The organism is Arthrobacter sp. S2(2024) (assembly GCF_036662515.1).
In the GTDB taxonomy this organism is placed as follows: domain Bacteria; phylum Actinomycetota; class Actinomycetes; order Actinomycetales; family Micrococcaceae; genus Arthrobacter.
In genome coordinates this window covers 69,000-95,333 of sequence record NZ_JAYKZI010000010.1, presented here as the reverse complement: position 1 = coordinate 95,333, position 26,334 = coordinate 69,000, and the positions used below count along the sequence as shown (strand labels likewise).

Here is a 26,334-nt window from a genome sequence, read left to right as displayed (position 1 = left end):
GCGCATGGCTAGCGGGGTGTGAATGCCGCGGTTCGCAGGCTGCGCAAAGCACGCAGGACAATTGTGAGGATTTCAAAGTCCCTGTTGTTTGATGTCTCGCGGGCGCTCAATTCGGAGAGTGCGTCTGCGATCAGTCCGAGCCGGCTTTCAATGACGGCGCTCGACACCTGGCGGGAGCTGCCAGCCTTCGGTGTGGCCAAGGCGACTGAAGCGCTGGAGAGGACGTCATAGAAATCTTCACGCAGGGCGGCCCGAGCCATGGTTTCCCATGGGTCGTTGCGCGCCAGGGAATCGATCCTGCTCAGCAGACTGCTGCCTTCGATTTGTTCGAAGAGATCGAAGTACGTGGTCGCCAGTAAGGACGGTGCGATGTCTGCGGTCGATGCGGCCTCTGCAATGTCCAGTAACGGATATTTGTAAAGCAGCGTCGCGGACCGCACAGCGAATTCCGCAGGCACTCCCTGTGCCTCCAGTTCGGCGGCGCTGTCCCGGATTCCCTGGAGTTGGATGGGTCGCAGGAGCGTGTCCAGCTGCGCCGAAAGTTCTTCCCCCGGTCGCCGGTACTTTTCGATCTCGGCCAGAACATCCCAGGTCCCTGTCTGGTGCTTGAGGAACCACCGGCTTGATCTGTCGAGCAGGCGCCGCATGATGCGGTCCATCCGCTCCTGGACGGTGGCCGGAACCTTTCCGTCCAAGCCCCGGATGTAACTGAAGAACGCCGGCTGGTTCCAGATTCCAGCGGAAATGAAATATGCCCGGACCGCGTCGGCTTCACTCGCCCCGGTTTCTTCGCACAGCCGGAACACAAACGTGATGCCTGAGTGATTAAGGATCCTGTTGGCCAGGGAGGTTGCGATGATCTCCCGCTTCAAGGGGTGGCTTTGAAGATGTCTGCGCGCCTTATGCAGAAGCTGTTTGGGAAAGTACTCTTCGAGCTCCTGCTGGGCCCACGCTTCGTCCGGTATCGAGCTGGCGAGTATTTCCTGGCTCAGCGACGACTTCATGTAGGCCAGGAGGACGCAGATTTCAGGCCTGGTCAGGCTCTGTCCCATATCCAGGCGCCGAAGGATTTCCTCGACACTGGGCATCGAATCCAGACGGCGATGCAGGCGGCCTTTGGACTCCATGAACTTCATGGCCCGCAGATAGACCTGAGTCATGGACCGTGTGTGGCCCACCGTAGTGCCGAGGGCGAAGTTTTGTTCGTAGTTGTTGGCCAGGACGGACTGCGCTACCTCGTCGGTCATGGCGCGCAGGAGACCCGGCCGGTCGGTTTCGGCGATGTCTCCGGCTGATACAGCCAAGTTGAGCAGGATCTTGATGTTGACTTCGTGGTCGGAGCAGTCGACGCCTGCGGAGTTGTCGACCGCGTCGGTGTTGATTCGAACGCCCGACAACGATGCTTCGACCCGGCCGCGGGGTGTGACTCCCAGGTTCCCGCCTTCGCCGATGATCTGCGCCCTGAGTTGGTTGGCGTCGATTCGGACGGCGTCGTTGGCCTTGTCCAGCACATCAGAGTGGGATTCCAGGCTGTGTTTGACGTAGGTTCCGACGCCCCCGTTGAACAGCAGGGTTGCCGGGGCTCTTAGGATCGCTCGGATGAGTTCTTCCGGGGTGAGGGTGACAGGGCCTTCGTAACGGAGGGCATAGGCTGCCTCGGGTGAGATCAGGAGGAGCTTGGCTTGCCGGGAGAAGATCCCTCCTCCACCCGAGAGTTTGTTCCGGTCGTAGTCGTCCCAGGACGAGCCTTCGAGGCGGAAGAGCCGGGCACGTTCCTGGTGGGACACGGCCGGGTCCGGGGTTGGGTCAAGGAAGATGTGCCGGTGGTCAAACGCAGCTTTCAACGCGATCTTATCGGTGTAAAGCATGCCGTTGCCGAAGACGTCACCGCTCATATCACCGATGCCGATCGTGTCGATGGGAGCTGAGTTCCACGGAAAGTCCGCTTCCATGAGGTGGCGCTCGACCGATTTCCAAGCGCCGCGGGCGGTGATGCCCATTGCCTTGTGGTTGTAGCCGACAGTACCTCCGGAGGCGAAGGCGTCCTTGAGCCAGTATCCGTGCTCGGCGGCGACTTCGTTGGCCAGATCCGAAAAGCGGGCAGTACCTTTATCGGCCGCGACGACCAGATAGGTATCTTCAGCGTCATGCCTCACGACATTGGCCGGTGGTTGAACAGTCGTGCCATTGTCGGCAGGGACTATATTGTCGGTCAGGTCCAACAGTCCGTTGATGAAGGACTTGTAGGCTTCCCGCGCGCCGGAGCCGGAACGATCGGTTCCTGCTCCACCTTTCACGTAAAAACAGCCCTTTGCGCCGGTGGGCACGATCACGGCGTTCTTGACGACCTGCGCTTTGACGAGATCAAGGGCCTCCGTGCGGAAGTCCTCCCGCCGGTCACTCCAACGAAGACCTCCCCGGGCGATGGATCCAAAACGCAGGTGTATACCCTCGACCGTTGCGGCGTAGACCCAAATTTCGCTTTCCGGACGGGGTTCGGGCAGCAGCGGCAGCTCGGCGGAGGCGATTTTCAGTGAAACGTAGCCCTTGGATGCCCCGTTGGCGCCCGCCTGGTAGAAGTTGGTCCGAACAGTTGCCTTCATCGCGTCGAGGTACGAGCGGATGATCCTGTCATCGTCCCGTGCCGTGATGTCATCAAGGGTTTCGAGAATGCCGGTCAGCTGCGACTGGGCCGCGCTTCCGGTCGGATCAAGACCGGGCCTGAATCGGGCGTCAAAGTACGAGACCAGGCGCGCCGCAATGTGACCGTGACCTCCCAGGACCTGGGCGACGCGTTCCAAAGAGAAGCCCAGTCCGCTCTGCCTGAGGTACCGGAAGTACGCCCGCAGCAGCAGTGCATCACGGTATGTAAGCCCAGCCGCGGTGATGAGGCCATGAAAGGCATCCGATTCGGTCGTCCCGGACCAGACCGCCCGGATGGTCTCTTCGATCCGGGCGTGAATCTCTTCAGCTATGGTTTCGTCGCCGACACCGTCAATGCCGAGGTCGTAGATCCAGGCTGGCCGCTGATCAGCGGGGGCGATCCGGTACGGCCTTTCGTCCCGGATGGTGATGCCCAGATCACGAAAGGGCGGCACGATTTCCTCCAGGGACAGTTCCGAGGGACCTAGGATTTTCAGCCTCTGGCGCCCGGCGTCGGCTTCCAGATTGTAGAACCTGAGAATCTGCGCTCCAGCCGCACCGCTTCCGGCCTCGATGGCCAGGCAGTCCTGGAGCGCCTCCGTGGCGCTGAACGTTTCACGGTAGGAAAGCGGGATCGCGCCGATCCAGCGGCGGACCAGCGCATCCGCCTGACCGGCTCCCACAGCGCGGCGGGCTTCTCCTGCAAAGGACGTGTCCCATTCAGTGATCCAGTCGGCAAGGTTCTTGCGGGTGCCGTGGGTAGCACCGTGCTGTGGAGGTGCTCCGCCGCTCTCGCGGGTGCGGTTCGGGGACTGATCTTCGGTCAGGTGCGGCATGGCGAGCTTCTTCGATCCTTGGTTGGGGCCTACGAGAGGGACAGAGCCGGCCTGATGACTGCGGAGAGGAGTTCCACGACGGCCAAGTGCGTGGAGACATCGATGTTGTCGACCTTGGGGTCCACAACCCCAACAACGGAGTTGATCAACCCGACATCAACGCCCCGCCGCAGGAGTGCTTGTTCCAGATCAACGGTGTGCACGATTCGCGCATCGCTCAAACGGATGGCAAGAGCTGCCGCAACGGCGTAGCAACCCCAGTTCGAGCAAGCAGCGGTGACAAGGGCCTCGACCTGGGTTGTCGCACCGAGCCCTCCGCCGCAGGGGCAGGAACCCTCAGCACCGTGGGAAATATGGGTTGCAACAGCCTCTGCCACATTGCCCATGCCGATTTCGTTGCCGCCGTCGCCGACAGCCACGGTCGGGATGCCCAAGACGTAGGCAAGGTCGAACACGTAGTCCACCCGTGCCCGGTCTTGGCCGAAGTTCACCCCGCGCATGTTGTAGTAGAAGCCGTTCTTGTTGCGTCCAACGCGCTCCGTGGAGAACAGCAGGTCAGGCTTGTACTCATCAAGGACCTTCTGCGATTCGGCTGCTGCTTCGTCGTCGCTGGTTGTGAAGGGCACCAAGGCTACGGCCAACAGGGTGCCGCCGGCGTTGGCTTCACGAGCCTTTTCAGGGGACAGAACCGTCAGGCCTGCCGTTTCGAAGATCGGACCAAGCGCCGGGATGAGTGTGGCTTCGGCGAGAACGATGGGTGTCACGCGCTTAGCTATGGCCAAGGCCCGGGCGATGACAGCTGCGCCTGCAGGTCCGTCGTTCTCGCCGATGGTCGGTGAGATCCAGGCCCGCGATACGGAACCCGTCGTCATCAGAACGGTTCCCTTCTCGGGGACGGCAGCGAGAAGATCAGCTGCCCGTCCGACCAACGACCAGCCATCCTGGCGGCGAAGGGCAGCCTCATGCAGATGTTCTACGCCGCGGCCACCGATGTCCACGTTGACGATCTTGTCCAGCCTGCTGTCGTGTGGTGCGAATGTGCGGCTGAGAGCGGTCGGTTCATGTGTTTGCAGGTCTGTCATCGTGAACTCCCAAGAATGAGGGTGGATATAGCGTCTGTGTCTTCGAATTGAGCGGCCAAAGTGTCCAAAGCGGCGTCGACAGCCTCTGCCACCTTCAGCGGGCCACCTGTACGTCGAAGTGCGTCAAGGGTGGGCTTCAGGCGCAGCGACACGCGTGCGCCCGGTTGACCGTGCGTGTTGACGGTGAGGATGCCGTAATCCCGCAACAGGAGCGCTCCGAGCGCGGATGTTGTTTCGGCGGGAACGAGAGTCGAAGATGCGTTGCCTGCCCGCTGCAGGACAATGGCATGGACGTCATCTTCATGGATCATGGGTCCAAGGTCGCTGCGTTCAACAACGGCACCCAGTCGTGCTTCCAGGGCATCGGAGATTTCCTGCCCGGACACCGACTCCGTGAGAAGGTCCTGTGGGTTAAAGCTTTGCAGTGAACGCAGCGCGCCGGCGGCGATGGGTGCGCGTGCTTCCGCACCGACCTCCGAGGCTTTTGCCGAAGCAGCGGCGACCAGATGGGGGCGGCCAACCATGATTCCGGCACGTGGACCCGCCAGTCCGGCTTTGTCGCAGTTAGTGATGCTGATGTCCGCACCGAGGTGCAGGGAGGGCATTCCCCCGTGGAGGACCGTCCGCAGCCGTGCACCGTAGGCTTCATCGAGGAGGACGACAGATCCCTCAGCCTGGGCAAATGCGACGGCTGAGATGCTTTCATTGTCTTCCAGCCGCTCCAGGCTTGAGGTCACGGTTGTGACGATCACCAAAGCGGGGCGGTTGGCGCGGATGACTTCGCGCCAGTCCTGGTCGATGCCAACTTCGAGACAGGACACGCCTGCAAGCTTCGCTCCCCGCGGCAGGGACGCGTGGGAACGCGCCCCTGCTGGGACAACTGATACCACGGGCATGTCGGCCGCCAGCGCACAGATAGCAGCGATGATGCCGGCAGTAGTCCGGTTGAACGCCGCCACCGCGTCGTCGGGCCCGCCGCCGAGGTGGCGGATGGCTGCTTCCTTTAGCTCATCGGCGAAGAGACCTGGACCGACCCATTCTTCGGCATACGTTGCCAGATCCTCTACCTGTAGGGGCAGGTCCCTTTGGTTGCCCGTGTAGACGGCCACTGCATCAGCACCTGAAGCCCGCACCCGCTGAGCAGCGATGGCCTGCCCGTGCCGCAGTCGGCGGCCCTCGGCAATACTGGAATCGATGATAGTGCCGCGGGCGTACCCCACCATCGGGTCAATGGGGTTGCCAAAACGATCTGTTTTGACGGTTGGTACGGTGGCTTGGTTAGCTGACAAAACGGCTCCTATTTGTTACTGCGGGTGGTGCGAAGACCTGCGTTGGTTGACGCTCAACGGTTGCGGTGCGTGCCAACGTGGTGGCTGCGATGGTCTTCATGAGTGCGATGACATGCTGGTGGGTCTCCAGCGGGATTCCATCGGTCTGCAGGTTTGCGGATCCCGTGGCGCCGTCTCGTGCACCGGCTGCGATGCAGGCCCGCAGAAGGATCTCCTCCTCTTCAGGCGTGTGACAGACGTCAGGGTCGCGGAAACTTGCTGCCAGGGCGGCGGCCAGGGCATAGCCACCCCAGTTTGAGACCGAGGCGCTGATGGTCACCTGTGTTTTCGTGACGGTGTAGATCCCTGAATCGCATCCGGACCGGCAGGTGCCGTCGCCGGGGAGCCTGCTGGCGATCCGGCGCCGGTGGGCGCCGAACCCGATTTCGTTGCCTCCGTCACCGATACCGATCGTCAGGATCGAGGACCGGCCGGCCAGGTTTGCCAGGTGGTGCAGCTGGGCCACGTCGTTTGCGGATCGGCAGTCTCCCCGCACGCCGTGAAACCGTCCCTGGGTGCCAGGGCCATCCCTTTCGATGAAAATCACAGCCGTGGGCTGGTACAGGGTGATGAGCCGCTGAGCGGTCTGCCGCCCCTCTTTTTCGCCGGGGGCCACGAGCTCGATCTCCGGCTCAAACCCGTCCGGGAACGCCAGGCTGTCCATGGCCGCCCGGACGGCCGGTTCGTGGCGGGCCTCCGTGACGAAAACTGTCCGGGCTTTCAGGGTCATGGCAATGGCCCTGCCCAGCACCGCGGCACCCATCGGCCCATCCGTTTCACCCTGGGGCAGCCAAGGCCCAATGCCTGCCCCGGTGGCGATGAACACGGTGGAGTTGGTGGCCACGGATTCCCGCAGCCGTCGTTCGGCAAGCCCGGTGAGGGGCTCTCCGAAGTAGTCCCGGCAGGCCCCGTACAGTCCGGAAACGATTCCGGCGGGGAGCTTGCCATCTGCTGGCCTGATTTCTATTGTCATGAGCCGGTCCAGGCTTTCCATAACGGCAGCAAGGTGTCGCTCATCGGCCACCGGGGCGGCAGTGGGAGCTTCGTCAAGGACAGGACTAACAGACTCGGTTTCCATGGCTACAGGTCGATCCGGCTCTTGTAGGTTTCTTTGAGGAGGAAGGTGCACGTCAGGCTGACAGCTGCGGCGATAATGACGTATACGGCGACGAGCTTGGACTGCCCTGTTGTGCTGACCAACCAAGCAGCAACCAGCGGTGTGGGTGCGCTGGAGATGATTCCCGAGAGCTGGTACGCCAAGGAGGAACCGGTGTAGCGGTAACGCGCCGGGTACTGCTCAGCGTAAATAACTGCGTGCAGGGAACCGGTGGACGCGTGTCCAATGCCCAGGCCGAGGATGAGTGCGAGCCAGACGAGGGGCTCAGATGCGGATTCCAGGAGCCAGAAGAAGGGGAAGGCGTAGAGGCCGAGGAACAGCGATCCGGCCCCGTAGACCTTTTTCCGGCCGAAGCGGTCCGAGAGCCAACCGAAGACCGGCTGGAGGCAGAGGTCCACGGCCGCGCCCATCAGTACGCCGGTCACGGCCCAGGTGCGCGGCAGGTGCAGGGTTTCGGTCACGTAGACCAGTGAGTAAACGGTGATCAGGAAGTAGCCGACATTTGCTGCGCTCTGAAGAAAAACGAGGTTGAGTGTGCGGCGCTTGTCGTTAGCCAACACGTCGCGGATCGGAAGTTTGGCGATGTGGCCTTCTTCCTTGACCTTCTTGAAGGCATCGGATTCCGTCACGGCAAGGCGGATGTACATGCCTATGCCCAGGAGGATGAAGCTTGCCAGGAACGGGATGCGCCAGCCCCAGCTGAAGAAAGCTTCATCGGGCATGGCTGAGACCACTGCGAAGGCACCCGTGGAGAGGAGCAGACCTGCGGGGACGCCCATTTGCATCGTTGCCCCGAAGAGGCCGCGCCGCCCGGCAGGTGCGTGCTCGACAGACATGAGGGCAGCTCCGCCCCACTCGCCACCGAGGGCGAAACCCTGGAAGACCCGCAGAACGATCAGAATTACGGGAGCCCATATGCCGATGGTCTGTTCCGGCGGTATGAGTCCGATGAAGCCAGTGCAGACGCCCATGACCATCAGCGTCAGGATGAGCATCTTCTTGCGTCCGAGTTTGTCCCCGAAGTGCCCGATGACGACGCCGCCGACCGGACGCAGCAGGAACGCCACAGCGAAGGTTGCCAAGGAGCTCAGGGTAGCGACGGCAGGCTCAAGATCTGAGAAAAAGACCCGGGGGAAGATCAGGGAGGCTGCGGTGCCGTAGAGGAAGTAGTCATACCATTCGATGGTGGTTCCGATGAAGGAGCTGGCTGCTGCCCTGACCGAAACTTTGCTTTTGGTGTCGACCGATTCCGGTTTCATTACACCTTGACTGCTCATGGTGGGTCCTTTCGGTTCCGGAGTGCTTCCGGAACCAAGCTGGGGAGGACGGTTGCCTGGCGTATATACCGGGCATCCGGTGTGGCTTGATGGATGGCGGGAGAAGGCGGGCGCGGAGTCCTGCGCACCTTCTCCCGCCGGTCTTTAGAGAGCGATGGTGACGCTCTTGCGCTGGGTGTAGCTTTCGAGTGCCCCTTCGATGGAATACTCGGCGCCGATGCCGCTCTGTTTGCGGCCGCCGTAGGACATGCCAGGTAGCTGGCCGCCGGCACGGTTGATTTGAACCCACCCGGCGTCTACGTTTTCGGCCATCCGGAGAGCGGTGTTGAGGTCCTGGGTAAAGACGTAAGCCGCGAGTCCGTAGTGGGTGTCGTTGGCCCATGAGGTCACTTCGGCTTCGCTCTGCCACGGAATAGCGACAAGTACGGGGCCGAAGACTTCTTCACGGGCGATCCGCCAGTTGTTGTCCACGCCGGCGATGACGGTGGGCTCCAGGCGCAGTGGCGTCTCATCGTCCAGAGTCGCCGAGGGGCCGCCGGTCAGGAATTGCGCACCCTGCTTTTCCGCCTCCGAAACGAAATCGGAAATCTCCTGGTACCTGGTGGTGTTGATGACGGCGCCCATGTCGGTAGCCTCGTCGAGGGCGTCACCGATGACGAGTTCTTCTACGGCCGCGATGACCTTGGGCATGAAGTCGTCCCAGATGTCGGCGTGGACGAAGAGCCGGGAACCTGCGGTGCAGGACTGGCCCTGACGGGCAAAACGCATCGCGGCAACAATGTTCTTGGCCGTTTCCTCATTGTTGCTGTCCGGGAACACGATAGCCGGGCTCTTTCCCCCAAGTTCCAGGGTCGCGTGACCGATGCGGTCTGCCACTGCGTGCAGGACGCCACGGCCGACCTCGCTTGAGCCGGTGAACGAGACTTTGGCGACGTCCGGGTGCTGGGCCAGGGCTGCTCCGGCGTCGGATCCACGTCCCGTGACGACGTTAAGAACACCGGGAGGCAGGATTTCGGCGGCGAGTTCGCAGACGCGGATAACGGCCAGAGGTGCGTCCTCGGCGGGCTTGAGGATCAACGTGTTGCCCGTTGCCAGCGCCATGCCGATTTTCACGGCGCCGAGCACGAGCGGGGAGTTCCACGGAATGATCGCTGCAACCACACCGAGCGGGTCACGGGTGGAGTAGCTGAAGAGTCCCTGGCCAAGGGGCAGGGTCTCGCCCTTCTGTTCCGAGGCGACACCGCCGTAGTAACGGAGCACTTCGACGGTGGAAGCCACTTCACCGCGGGACTGCGTGCGGATCGCGTTTCCGGTCTCGGCGGCAAGGAGTCGGGCGATGTCTTCGGCGTTGTCGGCGACGGCGTTGCCAAGGCGGGTAAGGAACGCGCCCCGTTCACGGGCGGCCAACAGGCGCCAGGACTTGAAGGCCTCTGCAGCAGACGCGACAGCACGGTCAACGTCGGCTGCAGTGCTGCGGCCGACGGTGGCAACGGTGCTCCGGTTACTGGGGTTTTGGATGTCCAGTGTCCCGCCGTCTTTAGGATCGATCCACTGGCCGTCGATCAGAAGCCCTGTTGAGCCCTTGCTGGGAAGCACGAGGGTCCTCTGGGGGTTCATGCTTGGTTCTCCTTGGTTTTTGCAATCAGCTGCAGGCCGAACAGCTCTTCGTAGATTTCGTTGACGCCAGTTGAATCCTGTCCGCCCAGGCCCTTGGCGCGTGCTGCGTTATACGTCTGCATGACGAGTTGGCTCAGAGGCATCGGAAACTGTCCAAATTCCTTCAGGCACAGGCTGATGTCCTTGTGCATCAGGTCAAGGGCGAACAGCGGCGGCCGTTCCTCGGTGAAGAGCGTCTTGCCGAAGTGGTCCAGCATCTTGCTGCCGGCAAGGCCGGCTTCGAACACCTCGGTGAGCGTTTCCAGGTCGCCTCCGGCCTTGACCGCGGCCGCCAGTACCTCACCGGCCGCAACGGTGTTGATAGCCACCAGCATGTTGTGGCTGAGCTTTGTCAGCTGCCCGGATCCCACAGGACCACAGTGGACAATGCGCGTGGCGATTTTCTCCAGGTATGGGCGGACCTTTGCCAGGTCTTCGTCGCTGGCCCCGACCATAGTCAAGAGGGTTCCCGAAGCCGCGCCGGCGACTCCGCCGCTGACGGGGGCGTCCAGGAAGTGGCCGCCCCAGGCTTCGACGATCGCTGCGAGAGTGCGTGCGGTCTCGGGATCGACGGTGCTGAAATCGACAATGGTCACGCCGGAAGCGGCGCCGGCCAGCACCCCGTCAGGTCCCTCAACGGCATCCCGGAGGATGGCTGGATTAGGCACGCTGGTGAAGACAGCTTCCGCGCCTTGTGCGGCCTTGGCCGGCGACGAGGCGGCAATTGCCCCTTGCTGGACCAGGGCGTCAACAGCTTCGGTGTTGGGATCGAAGATCTGGACGGTGTGGCCAGCGCCGAGGAGCCTCGCCGCCATGCCGGATCCCATCCGGCCTACGCCGATAAATGAAAGTGTGGCCATGTTGTGGTTGTCCTTCTGTAGAGATGAACACAGGCGCAGTTGTGAGGCGTATCTCGGTCGTTTGATTCAGATCACACCGCCTGGTGTTAGAAAAAGACTAGGGAACCCTAAACGACGGCACAAGTTTCTTTTAATTGCATCAACCGAAAGAAAAGCTTTCCTAACGATGCCAGGGGTTCCGTCAGAAACAGCTCCGGCGGTGACGATCGCCTGACGAGAAATGCGTAAGATGAAAGTGGAAGACGGAGCGCCTTCCGTTACTTTTCCTGACGCTTGTCCCGTGGGAGGTCCCCGAGTGATTAATGTTCAGAGGCTTCGGCTCCTGAGGGAGCTCTCGTTCCTGGGGACGATTTCCGCAGTGGCCGACTCGATGGGGCTGACGCGACCGGCAGTCTCTCAGCAGCTTTCCCAGTTGGAAAAGGACACCGGGCTCGTCTTGGTCGAACGGGCCGGGCGCACTGTGCGGCTGACCGGAGCAGGTATCCGGCTCGTTGAACAAAGCCATGAAGTCTTTGAGTCGCTTGAGCGCATTGATGCAGAAATTGCGGTCACGAAGAACTCAATCTCAGGCGACATCAGGATCTCCGCTTTTCCGTCGTTCTCGGCCACGGTGCTGCCGACGGCAATGGCTCTGCTACGTGGGTCCCACTCACGGCTGAAGGTCCACATGGTCGAACACGAGCCGGCTGAAGCCATCATTGACCTCATGGCCAAACGTGCGGATGTTGCGATATTGGACAACCTTTCCGATCAGGATCCCCGCAACGAAGCAGTTTTTTATCAGCCCTTGTTCGCGGACGACTTTTACGTGGTCATGTCCGAGCAACACCCTTACCGGAAACTCGACACTGTGCCTTTGGCGCACTTGGCGAGCGAAGACTGGGCGCTCAATAGGTCCGCGCGGATCTACCACACGTCGATCGTCGACGCGTGCCTTGCGGAGGGTTTTCGGCCCAACATCACCTGCGACTGCAAAGACACCACGACAGTGCTGCAGATGCTCCGCGCGGGCTTGGCCATCTCCGTCCTCCCCGGCCTGGCCCTCATTGGCCGCCACACCGGACTCGTCGTCAGACCCCTGGACCTCGCACTAAGGCGCGAAGTGCTCTTCGCCACCCTCAAGGGCCGCGCCAATCACCCGGCAATACTCGAATGCTTCCGCGCCATGCGATCCTCGTACGCACGCCGCGTCCAACCCGGACTCCAAGGCTTCGCCGATTCCCAATCGACGGAACATCCATTTGATCCGGACTCAACTGCGAACTGAAAGACGCCGTTCGATAGGCAATTGGCGGAGTAGCCTTTTGTACACCGCGCCGTCATCCTCAGCAGGCACTTCGCCGACGAGCAGTGCGGACTGATCACGCGGGTCGCCAAGAAGTGGAACGCCAGGGATGCTCCGCTTCGCGCCGTCGCACGCACGCTCGGCCAGGCGCCGACGCCACCGGTGACGCCGGATCACGCCGGCCGTTTCGAGTCGCTGTTGCTGCACGCGCTGTCGCCTGAGCTCGTGAACGTGAGCGCTCTCCCTGACGCCGCCGCCCACCCGGCCCCTGCAGGCGAAGACCCGTACGGTCAGGACCGCCACCGCCCCGATCACCCGCTGCACGGCGTGTTCGGCGCCGATCCGCGCCAGCTCGACGTCGACAGCGCTGCTCCTCTCCTCGCCTACCTGGTGGACTGGGCGGCGGGGCTCGCCGACGAGGCCTGAACACGAATACGCCTCTGAGGAGGTGCCGCTTCGGAGCGCGTCAAAGTCGATGTCGTCGATTTTGTCCTTGTCGAAACCACGCCGAAGTCGTCACTCTCAAAGGCTCCAGCTACCGGCTCAAACACTATGAGGATTGTGGTGGCTGGTCCGGGACTGGCTGGCAGAGTAGGTACCGGCCGTTTGCCCTGTGGTCGTGACTCATCAAACACATGGCCCCCTGGGTGCCCTTCTGGTGACTTGTCCGTCCATGGAGTAGGCGGCCGGTACCTGCCCGGCCCACCTCGGTAACTTGATCAGAAGGTTGCCCGCCTCGAATGACTGGGGGCGTGGCTCGTCACAGTGTTGTTCCGAAGTGACCTCTACCCGGACTGGTACCGGCCGTGCGCGGCCCTGACCATATCCGTGAATAGAGGAGAGTGCCAGAACCGCTATGTCTATCGTTGCTCATTCCCGCCCGTTTGTCGTCGGGGTCGACACCCACGCCAAAAGCCATGTCTACGCCATCATCGCCGCCGCCACCGGGGCACTGCTCCAGACCCGGGAATTCCCCACTACCAGCGCCGGGATCAACCGGGCCATCGCCTGGGCTGCGCGGCTTACCGGCGCTGACCTGGCGACCCTGTGGGTGATCGAGGGCGCTGCCTCATACGGGGCGTTGCTGACCGGCGCTGTCGGCGCTGCCGGTTACGAGGTCTCCGAAGCCGCACGGATGGATGCCCGGGCCCATCACGGGGTAGGCAAGTCCGATCCGTTGGACGCGCACCGGATCGGAGCCGCCGTCCTGCCCCTGGATGAGCAGCAGCTGCGCCGGCCCCGGCTGAACGAAGGAGTCCGGGCGGCCCTGCGGATCCTGGTCACCTCCCGGGAATCCATGACCACCGACCGCACCCGGGCGGTAAACGCGCTGACCGCGCTGGCACGGGTGAACGAGCTCGGTCTGGACGCCCGCAAAAAACTGACCGAAACCCAGATTGCCGAGGTCTCCCAAAACCAGCTGGGGGCACCCACCGCTTACCTTGCTGCAGGCGCGTTGATTCTGGTCTTTGCCGTCGGATTCACTTCGATGGGCCGGCACCCTTTCGTGACGATTCCGTCCTCGTATCGAGTCCTTGCTCATCGCGGCAGGGTGGTCCGCTCGGGACGGATAGGGGTCTGACAGGCCTAAGCCTGCTGAGCTGTTTGTCAATCAACAGCTCAGCAGGCTTCGACCAAACGAAGCGGCCCCCAGAGAAGGGCCTACTTCGTCGGGTCGCAGCGCTTGGAAGTCCGTGGGGAACATCCAGGTCAGCAGTCAGGTATGCGGCTGCCCGGAAATTGCTTAGCGGCAGGTTTTGGGGCTTTGGTAACGCTTAGCGGTGCTCCTGATTGATGAACTGCGGACGTCCGGCTATGACGGTGGCTATGACAGGGTTGGAAGCCTGTTGTTCGGGTGTCAGCTGCAGGGGATCGGCGCCGAGGATGGTGAAATCGGCGCGATAGCCGACCTTGATCTTGCCCGCCGAATCCTGATGTCCCGCCGCTCTGGCGGCGTGGGTCGTATAACCCTCGTAAGCCATCAGGGCTGTGAGAGCCTGTTCGGGCTGGACTGGCTGGATATCCGGTTTTTCGACCGGACGGCGCAGCTGGGAGTCAGCCATCATGGCTCGGGGATCAACGGGAGTGACGGGCCAGTCCGAGCCCAGCGCCAATGTGACTCCTATGTCGCGGAGGTCTCTGCATCGCCATCCGTGTGAGGCCCTTTCCTCGCCGAGGCGTGCGGACCATGTGTCCGTTCGATCGGCCCGGGTGTGGTGGGTCGCGTGTACTGGCTGCATGCTTGCGATGACGCCGAGCCTGGCGAACTCTTGGACGAGGTCATCCGGTATGGTCTCGATGTGCTCGATCCTGTGGGGGACCTGTGATTCGCTTTGCTCGGCTGCACCTATGGCATCTAGTACATAACGCACGGCAGCGTCGCCGATGGCATGCGTTGCCGTTGGGATCCCCGCGGCGATGAAGTATTGGACCGCACGTCTGTATGCGCTTGGATCCTTCCAGATTGCTTCTGTGTTTTCCCCATGGATGTCTGGGTCCTCGAGCCATGCTGTGCCGTTGTCAATGGTTCCATCAATCATGAACTTAATGCCCTCTACCTGCCAACGCCTTCCGCCAAGGCCCTGGAGATTCAGGAGGTTCTTCCATTGGCCTTCGTCCATATCCGGCGTGCACATCGGGGACAACCTGAGCCGCACCGGGAGATCGGTCGCTCTCTCGATGGCCTCGAGAATTTCCTGGCTGCCCTCCGTAAAGTCCATGACATGGCCACCGGTGAGTCCGAGTGATGCCATTGTCTTAAGTTGTGTAAGAACAGCTGCCGTTGTTTCTTCGAAGGTGAAGCTGGGAAGGTATGGTTCGATCAGGGCCATGGCGCTGAGTTCGAGCAGTAGTCCACTGGGCCGGCCGTCGTCGGCAAGCTCCACCAATGACTTGTCGGCAAAAGTTTCCTCTCCTGTTATTCCGGCGAGCTCGAGTGCGCGGGGACTGACAATTGCGGAATGTACATCCCTGAGTCGCAGGTAGACCGGCCGGTTTTGCAGTGATTCCTTGAATGAGCGGCCACTCATCGGCCCGTTGAAGATGTTCGGATCCAGTCCCCATCCAAGTATCCATTCCTCAGGGCCAATGGGGTCGCTTTCTTGCAGGCGTGCGGTGACGTCGTGCAGTGTGTCAAGACCGGTCAGGTCTATCCCTTTTGCTATACCCGTGATCCCCCAGATCGGATGTACGTGGGCGTCTGTCAAGCCAGGAAGCATAGCGACATCGCCGAAATCCAACACCTCGGTGTCCGGGCCGATCCACAGCCGCACACCTGCGAAGGAACCTACAGCGACGATAGTGCCGTTTTTGACGGCAACGGCCTCAGCCTGTGCTCTGTCGGGATCGAAAGTAACCACGCGGGCCGCCCGATAGACAGTGTCAGCGCTCATTGTTCCAAAGCCACGCGCTTCCGGTAGCGCGGGAGCAGAAAGCGTCGAATGGTTCATCGTGCGTTCCTTGCTTTGCTCGGTTCTTTTTCATCAATTGGAGTTGTCGTGGTGGTGTCGGTTGCGGTCTCAGTTTCGTTCAAGTGCGCGAAGAGCTCTTCGACTCGCGCCCGTTCTTGAGGTGCCGACGGGAGCGCAAGTGCGCAGCCCACGTAGAGCAACACGTTGACGATGAGGGCCGCGACACCGGAAGTGAGTCCCCCGAGCCACGGAATTGAAGTCGGATATAGGATTTCTAAAATTGCCGCGGTGATAAAGCCGCCGATCATTCCGGCAGTGGCACCTGCGGCGTTACCGCGCTTCCAAAAAATCCCGAAGAAGAGTGTGGGTGCCAGCTGGCAAATGCCTTGATAGGAAACGAGCGCGAGGACTATCAGGCCCGTAGAAATGTTCAACGTTGCGAAGGCTCCGGCCGCCGCGAGTATGGTGAGCACAGTGACAGCGATTTTCCCTGTTTTGGGGTCTGTGACGCGATGATGGCGCGCAACGCCGATGATGTCATTCGCCGTCATGGTGCCCAGTGCCTGCAAGTTGGCTCCAACGTTACCCATGGTGGCGGCAACGACACAGATTCCGGCAACGGTCACCAGGCCGACGCCCCCGATTCCAGCGGTGATGAACCAGACATTATCCGGGGCCTCGGCCACCTCTGGAACTGAGGATGCCAAGATGGAAAGGAGGGTAAGGGCCGTTCCGAAGATGAACAGGATGGGGGCTGCCTGAGCAGCCGAACGCTTGATGGTGGACGTGCTGCGTGCGGTGAAAAGGCGGACGAAGATGTCGGGCCAGCACCAGCCACCAACCGCGCCGGTCAGAACCAGCGACATGAGATACATGGGGCCTAAGGCGCTGCCGGGACCTGGGATGGTGAAGAATCCTGGGCTGACCTGCCCGAAACCATGACCGTTGGTAAGAAGCCAGACCAGGATTCCCAGGATCACAGCCGTCCCGATAAAGTAGGCAAAAATTCCTTGAACCATATCGCTGATGACCACGCCCCGCATTCCGAAGCGAACGGTCCAGATCTGACGAACACCAATAAGCAGAATGCCGATGACGACTGCAGCAACACCGCTAATGGCACCGAATGAAAGATACGTGAATACAAGTCCCAGCGACTGCATGCCCAGTATCACCCAGGGGAAGGAGGCGATGATGCCGATGGCCGCGGCCGTAACACGGACGACCTTGGAGTTGTAGCGCAGGCCGATCAGATCAGCCTGCGTTCGCAGATCGAAGCGTTTGCCCCACCTGTTCACCGGCTTGGCGAGCCAGAACATTAAGACAGCGGCCAGGAGCGAGTATGGGACAAAGTAGAAACCTATGACACCTGCCGCGGCAGCCAAACCGGCGAAGGCAATGAAAATCGTCCCAGGCAACCACGTGTTTACGAAGGCCATAGTGCTATAGAAAGACCCGAACGAACGTCCAGCGGTGGCGTAGTCGCTGAAGGTCGCATCCCTTCGCTTTGTCTTCTCAAGAACGACGATGACGACGAGGAAGAACAAAGCCACGCCGCCGTATCCGATGAGGATGTCCACTATTGCTCATCCGCCTTCTCGTCCAAGCGGACCATAAGGAAGAGCGATGCCATGACGGCCAGCCCGGCACCGACGAAGTAACCAATGGACGCCAATGGGCCATTGGATCCTGCCAGCCAGTGGAGGGGCGGAAACAGCAGGAGAGTGGCGTCGATTGCCACCAGCGCTGCTGACCACTTGGTCCACTGGCTGGGGCCTCTGTGAGGTAAGGGAAAAGACATCTGCCTGTCCTTCAGGATTTGGGGCGAATAGCCCGTGAAGATTGCCGGAACGTTCCGGCAACTGAAATAATCATGATCCAGATCACGCTGCCAGTCAAGGTTTCGTCTTAATTCACCTGATTGAAACCTGGATGATGACGTTCTACTCCTGTGGGCGAGGGAGGCGTGATGGCGTTACCCCACGTGCCTACACTGGGCATATGGCAAAGTCTGCGGTGACCATAGTCGACATAGCCCGTGAGCTCGGGATGTCGAAGACAACGGTCTCGGATGCCCTCATAGGTTCGGGCCGCGTTTCGGAGGCAACCCGGCAGAAGACTCTCTTGGTCGCGCAGAGAATGGGATATGTCTCCAACCGGGCAGCGCGCCTGCTGCGCCGCAGCCAAACTGGCGCTTTGGGCCTGTACATACCCGGTCATGTCCGCAATTTGTCTTTCTACATGGAGTTCGCTTTTGGGGCGGCGGACGAGTCGGCACTCCATGATCTTGACCTGACGCTGATAGGTCGAGGAGTAGGCAGCAAAAGACGCTCAGGGCCACCTCAGGTTGATGGGCTCATTGCCGTTGATCCTCTTGACGGAGATCCTGTCCTTGAGTCGTTATTGGGCTCCGATCTTCCGGTGGTAACTGTCGGGCGAATATTGGACGAGACACAGAGCCGTCCCCTGGCCGTGATCGAGATAGACCACTACAGCATGGCAACGGCCCTGCTTGAGGCACTTCGTGCCGCTGGTGGGCGCCGGCCGTTGCTCCTTGCATCAGATGAGAAGTTCAGCTCGTCCTACACCTTTGATGTATCACGTGCCTATGCTGACTGGTGCTCCGGCTCCGGTATTGAGCCTGTAGTGATTCCCCTCTCCGTGACCCCCACGGATCAGGAGCTCGCCGCGGTCATGCAAGGAATTGCGGACCAGAATGACGTCGATGCTTTGGTCTCTGTAGCGCAGGGGCTGGCGGGACGCGCCGCGCCCGTACTTCAGTCCATGGGACGTCGGCTCGGCAAGGACTTCCACCTAGGCTCCCTCGTAGGGGACCCGGCCACTGAGCTAAGGAATCCATTGATTCACGCCGTGGATCTCCGTCCTCGGGAGTTCGGCCACGAGGCCGTGAATTTTATGCGCGAGATCATTTCAGGCCAGGCATCCGAAACCGGCCGGCGAAACCATCGCGCGACGTTGACCGCCGGCTAACTCCTGGACCCGCATGGGTCGAGGACCTGCAGCTACCATCGTTCACCCGCGCGCCTTTCTGCTGGATCCCTCCGCCGGCGCGTATGGCGACAAACGCACTCAGATCGCGAACTGGACACCGGGCCGAAGAGCCACTGAGCGTGGCCAGCTCCCACCTTACGGAAGGAGATTCGGTTGCAGGTGTTCTCTTTTCTTCGAAATGGGACGGAAAGGAAACGCGGGTGGGCGTCTTACTAATCAAAAGCTTTTCAAGACACCGCGTTCGCATCTGGGAAGCTCAGGCGGCCGTGAACCGCAGCGGTAAATGTCACGGTTTCCGCGTCGGTTAGTGTCCGATGAGCAGCGCTTCTTGGGCGGCGTCGACGGCCTCGGGGGTGAGGTACTGGCGGTTGTTGATCTCGAGGATGCGGTTGATTTGGGTGATGAGGCGGTCGGCGAGCCGGAAGTTGCCGGTGGTGGCGCGGACGATGGCGGCGATCGCCGCTGTGTGCGCCAGTCCGTCGTCGTCGGGGTCGGGTGCTGGGAGTCGTTGGGCGGCTACAGAGGCGAGTTCGTCTTTGCGAAGTGTGCGGTATTCGTGGGCAAAGCCGACGCGGCTGTAGAGCTGGGGGTAGCGGGCGAGCCGCTTCTCTATACCGGGCATGCCGATGAGGATCACGCCCAGGCTGTGGCGGTCGTAGAAGTCTCGGACTTGCTCGAGCCCGGCTGTCTTGAGTCGGTCGGCTTCGTCGATGATGAGCAGTTCGGTGCGGCCGCAGTGTTGTGATTCGGTGTGGACGTAGGGGTCGACGTGGCAGTGTTCGGCGTAGTCGATCGCCCAGGAGATGTGCTGGCAAGCTCGTGGCAGGCCTTGGTCGATCTGTTTGATTGTGGCGGAGACGGTGGGGGTGAAGAACGCGGTCTTGCTGTGCAGCACTTGTCCTGGGACGGGCGGGAGGTCCTCTTTGCCGCTGCTTAGCGGGTGCCATTGCTCCCATTCGTCCGTGCCGGCGTAGCGACGAGCCGAGAGCGTCTTGCCGACTCCAGGCGGGCCGTAGCAAAGGCCGATATAGCGGTGCGTGCGGACAGTGTCGGCGAATTCGGTGAATCGGCGGTGTTCCCGAGTGGTGACGAAATTCGGCTGCGTGTTGAGGTACGGAGGTGGGGCGTCGGTGAATTCGTCCCAGTGGCCGTTGAGGAAGCGGCGGCCGTCGTCGTTTTCCTCGAAAAGGACGGACCGGGGATGGCGTTGGAGGCGCTCATTCGGTGGCATAGGTCTTCAGCCCGTGCTTCCTTGGTTCGTCCGGTGCGGGACCGGAGTCTTGGGGAGGCCCGGCCTGGGGTGCTGAAGCGACCTGGTGGCGGGTGTCGGCGGGCAGTGAACTGGCAACGCGGCGTCGCTCGCGCAGCTGCTTCTTCAAGGCGCGGCCGCGGGCTGTGCGTGCGGTCTGGAGGTCGGCGAGTGTGTAGCTTTCGGATGAACGTTCCGGGGCGATGGCTCGGCACAGGAATGCGTTCTCGTGGAACACACGGATCTCGCCGAGATCGCGGGGGTCGTCGCGGACAGTGATGTCTTCGCCGACATAGGCGGCGAGTACCGGTGAGATGTAGCGGGTGGATGCGAATCGGATGCCGTCGCGCTGAACGCGTCTTGTTGTCGCAGCGTTGAGCAGGAGCAGGTCGATGTCCTCGGGGTGCGCCGGGCCTCGCGGGACGAACCCGGTACCGCGCCAACGCGCGTGTGGAGCGGTACCTGTCTCAGAATGCGGCCGCTCGTTGTATTCGTGGACGATGAATCTCCCGAGCGTCTCGTCCAGTTGGCGGATGGTCAGCGCAGGCTCGGTCAGGGGCGCGCCGCCGGTCCCGTGGGGGATGAATCCGGGCAGGTGGGGCAGGAGCTCGGTGGTCAAGGTCCCGTAGAAACGCTCGATCTTCCCCCGTCCCTGCGGCCTTCCGGCGCGGGAATGGACCAGGCGGATGTGCAGGTCGAGGCAGACCTGTTCGAGGCGGGTCGAGGTGAAGTCCGAGCCGTGGTCGCTGTATAGCACGTCCGGGAGCCCCGACACGACCCAGACAGGGTCGTGCTTGCGGCTGACCGCCTGATGGAACGCTAGAGCCGAATGCTCCGCCGTGGGCGCCTGGACCGACAAAGCGTATCCGGCAACTGCGCGGGAATAATCGTCCAGGGCGACCGTCAGCCACGGGCGGACAGGCCGCTGCTTCTCGTCCAGGATCATCACGTCCAGAAGGGTGTGGTCCATCTGCCATTGCTCGTTCGCGGCGGCGGCCGTGCGACGGAAGACCAGCTCAAACTTGTCACGGTAGGCGGCATCGCCACCGGCCGCGAGAGTGCGCAGGCCCGCATCGAGCCCGTGGATGATGGCCCGCACCGTGGTGTAGCTGGGTGCCGCAAGGCCTCGGTCCCGGGCGATGTCGCCCACGCGACGGTGAATGTACGCCGCCGTCGGTACGGGCCGCTGCAGCGCGAGAGCCTCCACCGCTTCGATGAGTTCGGGCGGGGTGTGTCTAGTTCCTTTGTCCCTGCGCGCGGGTCTGGCTAGCCCGCCTGCTTCCAGCCGTGCGGCCCACCGCTGGACAGTCCGTGTCGGGACCCCGGCGGCATCAGCGATCCGCACCCACGTCACGCCGTCGAGATGCCGGTGCACCAGCTCTGCCTTCTCATGGTCACTGCGCTGTGCCATCACGGCCCCCTTCTCCTCAGGAGTGCTCGACGTGCTGGGTCAGGTGGCGGTAGATCGTTCCGCGCGAGACCCCGAATGTCTCGGCGATCTGGGCCACGGTGTGCTGCCGGGCGTCGTACATCGCTCGGGCTTGGGCCGCCTTCGTCGGGCTCATCTTGAGTCGGCCCCCGCCCTTGCGCCCGCGGGCCCTTGCCGCCGCTAGGCCATCCTGGGTGCGCTCCACGATCAGGTCGTGCTCGAACTCTGCGATGGCGGCGAGCATATGGAAAAACAGCCGCCCTCCGGGGGTGGTGGTATCGATTCCCTGGGAGAGAGCTTTCAGGCCGATGTTCCGGCGCTGGAGCGTGTCAGCGACCTCCTTCAGGTTTCGCACCGACCGGCCAAGCCTGTCCAGCTTCGCCACGACCAGAGTGTCGCCGGAGCGCAAGTAACCGAGGGCCTCACCCAGCACCGGCCGGCGCGTGAGCACCCCGGAGGCGTGCTCGACGAAGATCTTCTCGCATCCGGCCGACTCCAGGACGTCCGTCTGCGCCTCCGGGTTCTGCTCCCGGGTCGAGACCCGCGCATATCCGACCAACGCCATGCCGAGAAATGTATCGTGGACGCGCCTGAGAGTACATAGCTCTCGGACACGGCCCATGGAACACGACACGCCGGGTTTGCCGAGTCGGCCAGTGTCATTTTCCGAAGTCGTCTGCACGAAATGTCCAAAGTCGTCTGCACGGCCACTACATGTCCGGAAGGGGAACCGTACGCGGGACACCACTGGGATTGCGGAGGTCAGTCCGGCGAGGACATCTCCTCTTCGCAGTCCGGGGTATCGCGGCATCCTTGGTCACCCAGTCGCTGCACCGCGTGCCGGACGATCAGCTACGGAGGTCTCGCTGTTCTGTATAGCCGAAGGGGACCGCGTCACTAAGCCCGACTCGGAAGAGCCCATCGTCGAGGCGCGCCACCAGTATGCCGCGTGTCGCGATCCGGACAGCAATTTCAATCATCTGTTCCACCGCCAGGTTGATGCAGCAGTCCATCGAAGCCCGGTCAAGGGCCACGACGTCAACACTTAGAGATTCCAAATTTGGTAATGGTTGCGTTGCCTCACGCATACTTTCGGCCTCTTTCGGCGTTATTCAGGCACTGCGGATGATGGGCCTGCCGGAGGTCGGCAGGCCCATCCAAATCAACCGCGTTCCTGTCTGTTGTTTGTGGCCATTAGCTGGCCGGTGGTGTCATCACGTACCAGTCCTGTGCACGGGCGTCGATCGGGGATCCGTTGGCGACCCGCATCTCACACTTGCGGTTTTCCATGGTGACTGTTGCCAGTGTGGCCCAGCGGTTGCCGAACGTGGCGTCCGGCGTGGGGACACAGCAGATGCCGGGCTGATCGGGGTCGGAGTACAGGAAGTGCAGGATGTCATCCACGCCGGTGGATGCCGGGTAGCGGTCCAGGCGGGACTGCACCAGGGCCAGCCGGTCCTGGGAGTCGGGGTCGTAGAGGCCCGGTTTTTCGCCGGCACCGAACTCCTTGTCCAGGAAGTGGTTGGTGTGGGCGAGCGTGCCGTTCTCCGGCAGGATCACGGACACCACGCCGGGGCTGATTTCCACCGTGACAGCGGTGTGCTCGTCCATGAAGGTCAGGGCGCTGGAGGTGCTGACCACGGCCGAAGACACGATGCTGGTGGCTTCCTCCACGGAGGAGGCGTTCGCCAGGACCTCGGCCGCCAGTAGGTGGATAGGGATGCCCCGCGGCTCGTCGTTGACATGCCCCAGGATGTTCAGGAACACGGACACGCCGGCGTCGTTCATGCCGATCTTGCCCAGCATGCCGTGCTCGGCGAGCCCGACGAAGGACCGCTTGGCGCCCGAGACGCTCTGGAGGTACCAGTGGTCATTCATCTCCTCGTGCCAGTCCCAGGTCTGGACACCGAAGACGTGGCCGGCCACGCGGCCAATCGTGGTGCACTCGCCCGGCCGGGCGCCGAGCGCCTGTGACAGGATTTCGGTCCGGCCATTGAGGGCGGCGATCTGCCACAAATCCACGCCGGAACCGGAGGCGATGCCGTTCATTTCGGCCACCAGATCCGGGGACCAGTCCGCGACGGCATCGACAATCCGCTCCGCGTCCGCGCGGACGGTGTCCATGTTGACCCCGACAGTGTGGAAGAGCCGCTGGTAGAGCTCGATTCCGCTGAGGACACCCCCGCCCAGGGCCGTGCTGCGTTGCACGCCCCGCTCAAAGGGGCTGAAGCTGTTGACCTCGATCAGGGCGCGTCGGGTGTCGATCTGTTGATTCATCGTGAATTTAGCTCGCAATCTTTGAGTTAAGGAGTTCGATCACTCCGCGTTTTGGCTTCCAGCCGGGCTTCGTCTCCCCGCCCACAACCGTGCGTGCGATCCTCGCCGAGAGGAGTGATTCAGGCCCGGCCGTGAAGGGGTTCGTGTCGATCACGGTGAAATCCGCGAGCAGACCTGTTTCCAAACGGCCCCGCTCTGATTCGGCACCGCATGACCAGGCCGCGTCGCGGCTTGCATGCGCGATGGCATCGGCGAGCTCAACAGTCAGTCCGCGGCCCGGTGGCATGCCCGGCGAGATGGCCGAGCGGCGGGTCGACGCTATGAACACATTGTGCAGGGCAGAGTGCGGTGCCGTTGGGGCGTCGGTACCAAATGCGAGCTTCGCGCCCTTTTCCGTGAATTCGGTCCATGGGAATCCGCGTTCTACCCTGTCATCGCCGAGCATTGCCTCCCAGTTTGACTGAACCGCGGGATCGGCGTGAACCGGTTGCATTGAGGCGACGATTCCGAGCCGGGCCATCCGCTCGGCGTTGCCGGGTTTGACCACTTCAAGGTGCTCGATGCGGTGACGGCGGGCTCTTGGCCCGTTCTTCAGGTACGAGTGCTCAAGAGCCGAAAGGACAATGTCCGAAGCCTCGTCCCCGATTGCGTGGAACGCGATCTGGAGACCTGCCGCGTCCGCGGCGCTCACGACCGGGATGAGGGATTCCAGATCCCAGATCGGTCCCGGCCGTGACCCATCTGCGAAAGGTTCAGTCATGGCTGCCGTGCACGCATCGATGACTCCATCGACAATGATCTTGATCCCGGCCACGCGCAACCAGGGCGAGTCGATGCTTGCTGCCAGGGCGATGGCCTGTTCAATCTGGCCAACGTTGTCGTCGTCCGAGTCCGTTCGCTCGATGAACCAGTGCCCGACGACGCGTATCGGCAGTACACCGTTTCCGCGGGAGAGTGCCCGCTTCAGGGCTTCGAGATCCAGTGCGGTGAGTGCCATGTCGATGCCACCTGTGACCCCGGCGGCAAGGTAGGTCTCAAAGGCGCGGGCCAGGGCGGAGTCCCGCTCCGCATCGCTCACCTGATCTGCAAGCGCGGACCACGCATATTTCCAGGCGGCGGTCTCAAGCAACAGCCCCGTTGACTCCCCGGTTTCAGGGTCTCTCTCGACCGTTCCCCCCACCGGGTCAGGTGAATCCTTGGTGATGCCCATTTCCCTGAGTGCTGCGGTATTGACCCAGCACGAATGGAGGTCGTTTGCGTCAAAATATACCGGCACATCCGATACGACGGCGTCAATCATTTGCCGAGTCGGATTCCCACCTGGCACCTGGTCGAAAAGCCAGCTCCGGCCGAGGATTCGTTCAGCGTCCGGCTCGTGCCAGCGCGCGTGGGCGAGCCTGCGCTGGATCTCGTCAAGATCACCGGCATCGACCAGGTGGACCTTCTGCAAGGCCTGTCCCATCGACAGCAGATGGGTATGGGCGTCAATGAAACCAGGCACAACGAACCCCCCGGCCAAGTCGATCACGTTGGGATTGTCACCGGCCATCCGCTCGGCGGTAGCGATGTCGCCGACCCAGGCGAGCCGGTCACCGTGAACGACGATCGCTTGGGCTGGTCCAGTTGCGCCGGCCGTAAATATTTCGCAGTTTCGGAAAAGTGTAGGCACCTGCGAGGGTCCTGATGTCATAGCAATTCATCTCCCAACTATTAAGAACAAGGGGCGCGGGTGGGGACCCTCTCCAGGGACACGGCACCCCGAGGTGACGCATCACGGGCAAGATTAGGGAAAGAAGGCACCGATGCAGGTTGCCGCTCCCGCCCTTGACAACGCCGAGATGTTGCGGGGATCCGGATCATTCATTTTGCTGAACGCAGCCGCGCCATGGAGGGGCTTGGAGGGGCAAGAGCATGATCGCTTCCAGCGCCAATAGTCCCACGACACCAGATAAATGAATAGAATTCATTTATAGAACAGGGAGACACCCCCTGTCAATGACAGGCGAACCTATGCCTGGAATGCGCTGCTACCCAGACCTGATCGCCCCGATTTCAGGTGAAGGTGCCAGCTTTGGAGACTCAAGGTGCCTCCAGCCGGCACCTTGACGAGTACACGCCTCGGCGGCGAGGCCGACGGATACATCGGGCTCAGGTCCTTTTGGACGGGTCAGCAGTTGTGCTTCAGGGGCGATCGCACTGCTCGGCGTCTACCGGGAAATGAGCTTTTCACCGTCAGGGCGCAGTTCGCCCGCCGGAGACACGTGCCGATAGAGGGTCTGGCGGGTGATGCCGAGTTCGGTGCAGAGGTCGCTGACTTTGGTTCCGGGCTTGCCCATGGAGGCCATGGCGAGCCGGAGTTTCGCCGGTGTCATCTTGTACGGGCGCCCACCGTTCCGTCCGCGGGCCCGGGCGGAGGCGAGACCGGCGAGGGTGCGCTCGGAGATCAATTCGCGTTCGAACTCGGCGAGGGCGGCGAAGATCCCGAAGACGAGTTTCCCGGAGGCGGTGGTGGTGTCAATGGCCGCGCCCTGGCCGGTGAGGACCTTCAGCCCGATGCCGCGCTCGGTGAGGTCATGGACGATGTTGACCAGATGCCGCAGGTCACGCCCCAGCCGGTCGAGTTTCCATACGACCAGGGTGTCACCGTGACGCAGGGCTTTGAGGCACGCGGCCAGGTGAGGCCGGTCATCCTTCTTCCCTGAGGCCTTGTCTTCGTAGAGGGAGTCCGTATCGATGCCGGCGGCGACGAGCGCGTCGCGCTGCAGGTCCGTTGTCTGGGAGCCGTCCGCCTTTGAGACGCGCATGTATCCGACGAGCACGGGGACTTCCTCTGTGATTTATATGTTCGTTTAAGTGACAGTGTGATTCAAAAA

At 62.1% G+C, this 26,334-nt stretch carries 19 protein-coding genes and 1 pseudogene; 4 read left to right on the top strand and 16 right to left on the bottom strand.

Features of this window, described 5'->3' with window-relative positions:
• Nucleotides 1-8: 8 nt before the first annotated feature.
• The 7 genes from VLA65_RS17145 to VLA65_RS17115 all read right to left on the bottom strand — a co-directional run bounded on the left by VLA65_RS17145 (nt 9) and on the right by VLA65_RS17115 (nt 10,799).
• A complete protein-coding gene (locus VLA65_RS17145; protein WP_332603205.1) occupies nt 9-3,479 on the bottom strand; it encodes an NAD-glutamate dehydrogenase domain-containing protein in 3,471 nt (1,156 codons plus the stop codon).
• Nucleotides 3,480-3,508: 29 nt separating this feature from the next.
• A complete protein-coding gene (locus tag VLA65_RS17140; protein ID WP_332603204.1) occupies nt 3,509-4,561 on the bottom strand; it encodes a glutamate cyclase domain-containing protein in 1,053 nt (350 codons plus the stop codon).
• Nucleotides 4,558-5,850 (bottom strand): aminotransferase class I/II-fold pyridoxal phosphate-dependent enzyme, encoded by a 1,293-nt coding sequence (locus VLA65_RS17135; RefSeq protein WP_332603203.1) that lies wholly within the window; start codon nt 5,848-5,850, stop codon nt 4,558-4,560. The genes VLA65_RS17140 and VLA65_RS17135 overlap by 4 nt, the downstream gene beginning before the upstream one ends.
• Nucleotides 5,840-6,967, bottom strand: a complete 1,128-nt coding sequence (locus VLA65_RS17130) for a glutamate cyclase domain-containing protein (RefSeq protein WP_332603202.1) — start codon at nt 6,965-6,967, stop codon at nt 5,840-5,842. The genes VLA65_RS17135 and VLA65_RS17130 overlap by 11 nt, the downstream gene beginning before the upstream one ends.
• A gap of 2 nt (nt 6,968-6,969) precedes the next feature.
• Nucleotides 6,970-8,265, bottom strand: coding sequence for an MFS transporter (locus VLA65_RS17125; protein WP_332603201.1), 1,296 nt, complete (start codon nt 8,263-8,265; stop codon nt 6,970-6,972).
• Between the two features lie 162 nt (nt 8,266-8,427).
• Nucleotides 8,428-9,900 carry an aldehyde dehydrogenase family protein gene (locus tag VLA65_RS17120; protein WP_332603200.1) on the bottom strand — a complete coding sequence of 491 codons (1,473 nt, stop codon included), beginning with the start codon at nt 9,898-9,900 and terminating at the stop codon, nt 8,428-8,430.
• Entirely contained in the window at nt 9,897-10,799 is a 903-nt protein-coding gene (locus VLA65_RS17115) for an NAD(P)-dependent oxidoreductase (RefSeq protein WP_332603199.1), read from the bottom strand. Before VLA65_RS17115 ends, VLA65_RS17120 begins: the two co-directional genes overlap by 4 nt.
• 295 nt (nt 10,800-11,094) lie before the next feature.
• Between VLA65_RS17115 and VLA65_RS17110 the strand changes: the two genes are divergently transcribed.
• From VLA65_RS17110 to VLA65_RS17100, 3 genes and pseudogenes are all read left to right on the top strand, one after another.
• Nucleotides 11,095-12,066, top strand: a complete 972-nt coding sequence (locus tag VLA65_RS17110; RefSeq protein ID WP_332603198.1) for a LysR family transcriptional regulator — start codon at nt 11,095-11,097, stop codon at nt 12,064-12,066.
• A 249-nt stretch (nt 12,067-12,315) separates the two neighbouring features.
• Nucleotides 12,316-12,510, top strand: a complete 195-nt coding sequence (locus VLA65_RS17105; protein WP_332603197.1) for a hypothetical protein — start codon at nt 12,316-12,318, stop codon at nt 12,508-12,510.
• A 430-nt stretch (nt 12,511-12,940) separates the two neighbouring features.
• Nucleotides 12,941-13,498 (top strand): annotated as a pseudogene (locus VLA65_RS17100) (IS110 family transposase); the annotation flags it as partial.
• A gap of 361 nt (nt 13,499-13,859) precedes the next feature.
• On the opposite strand, the gene VLA65_RS17095 reads toward VLA65_RS17100, so the two are convergent.
• Genes VLA65_RS17095 through VLA65_RS17085 form a run of 3 tightly spaced genes read right to left on the bottom strand, consistent with a single transcriptional unit; the run spans nt 13,860 to nt 17,295 of the window.
• Nucleotides 13,860-15,476: an amidohydrolase gene (locus VLA65_RS17095; RefSeq protein WP_332603196.1), complete on the bottom strand. Its 1,617-nt coding sequence runs from the start codon at nt 15,474-15,476 to the stop codon at nt 13,860-13,862.
• 53 nt (nt 15,477-15,529) lie between these two features.
• Nucleotides 15,530-17,074 (bottom strand): sodium:solute symporter family protein, encoded by a 1,545-nt coding sequence (locus VLA65_RS17090; RefSeq protein ID WP_332603195.1) that lies wholly within the window; start codon nt 17,072-17,074, stop codon nt 15,530-15,532.
• Complete coding sequence (locus tag VLA65_RS17085; protein WP_332603194.1) at nt 17,074-17,295, bottom strand: hypothetical protein; 222 nt, start codon at nt 17,293-17,295, stop codon at nt 17,074-17,076. Before VLA65_RS17085 ends, VLA65_RS17090 begins: the two co-directional genes overlap by 1 nt.
• Before the next feature lie 200 nt (nt 17,296-17,495).
• Between VLA65_RS17085 and VLA65_RS17080 the strand changes: the two genes are divergently transcribed.
• Nucleotides 17,496-18,485 (top strand): LacI family DNA-binding transcriptional regulator, encoded by a 990-nt coding sequence (locus VLA65_RS17080; RefSeq protein WP_332603193.1) that lies wholly within the window; start codon nt 17,496-17,498, stop codon nt 18,483-18,485.
• 325 nt (nt 18,486-18,810) lie between these two features.
• Here VLA65_RS17080 and VLA65_RS17075 read toward each other — a convergent pair whose 3' ends face one another.
• The 6 genes from VLA65_RS17075 to VLA65_RS17050 all read right to left on the bottom strand — a co-directional run bounded on the left by VLA65_RS17075 (nt 18,811) and on the right by VLA65_RS17050 (nt 26,280).
• Complete coding sequence (locus tag VLA65_RS17075) at nt 18,811-19,737, bottom strand: AAA family ATPase (protein ID WP_332603192.1); 927 nt, start codon at nt 19,735-19,737, stop codon at nt 18,811-18,813.
• Nucleotides 19,724-21,166: a Mu transposase C-terminal domain-containing protein gene (locus VLA65_RS17070; protein ID WP_332603191.1), complete on the bottom strand. Its 1,443-nt coding sequence runs from the start codon at nt 21,164-21,166 to the stop codon at nt 19,724-19,726. The genes VLA65_RS17075 and VLA65_RS17070 overlap by 14 nt, the downstream gene beginning before the upstream one ends.
• A 16-nt stretch (nt 21,167-21,182) precedes the next feature.
• Nucleotides 21,183-21,749, bottom strand: a complete 567-nt coding sequence (locus VLA65_RS17065) for a recombinase family protein (protein WP_332603190.1) — start codon at nt 21,747-21,749, stop codon at nt 21,183-21,185.
• A gap of 629 nt (nt 21,750-22,378) precedes the next feature.
• Nucleotides 22,379-23,461, bottom strand: coding sequence for a C45 family peptidase (locus VLA65_RS17060; RefSeq protein WP_332603189.1), 1,083 nt, complete (start codon nt 23,459-23,461; stop codon nt 22,379-22,381).
• Nucleotides 23,462-23,468: 7 nt separating this feature from the next.
• Nucleotides 23,469-25,130, bottom strand: a complete 1,662-nt coding sequence (locus VLA65_RS17055; RefSeq protein WP_332603188.1) for an amidohydrolase — start codon at nt 25,128-25,130, stop codon at nt 23,469-23,471.
• A gap of 538 nt (nt 25,131-25,668) precedes the next feature.
• Entirely contained in the window at nt 25,669-26,280 is a 612-nt protein-coding gene (locus VLA65_RS17050) for a recombinase family protein (protein ID WP_332603187.1), read from the bottom strand.
• Between the last annotated feature and the right edge of the window lie 54 nt (nt 26,281-26,334).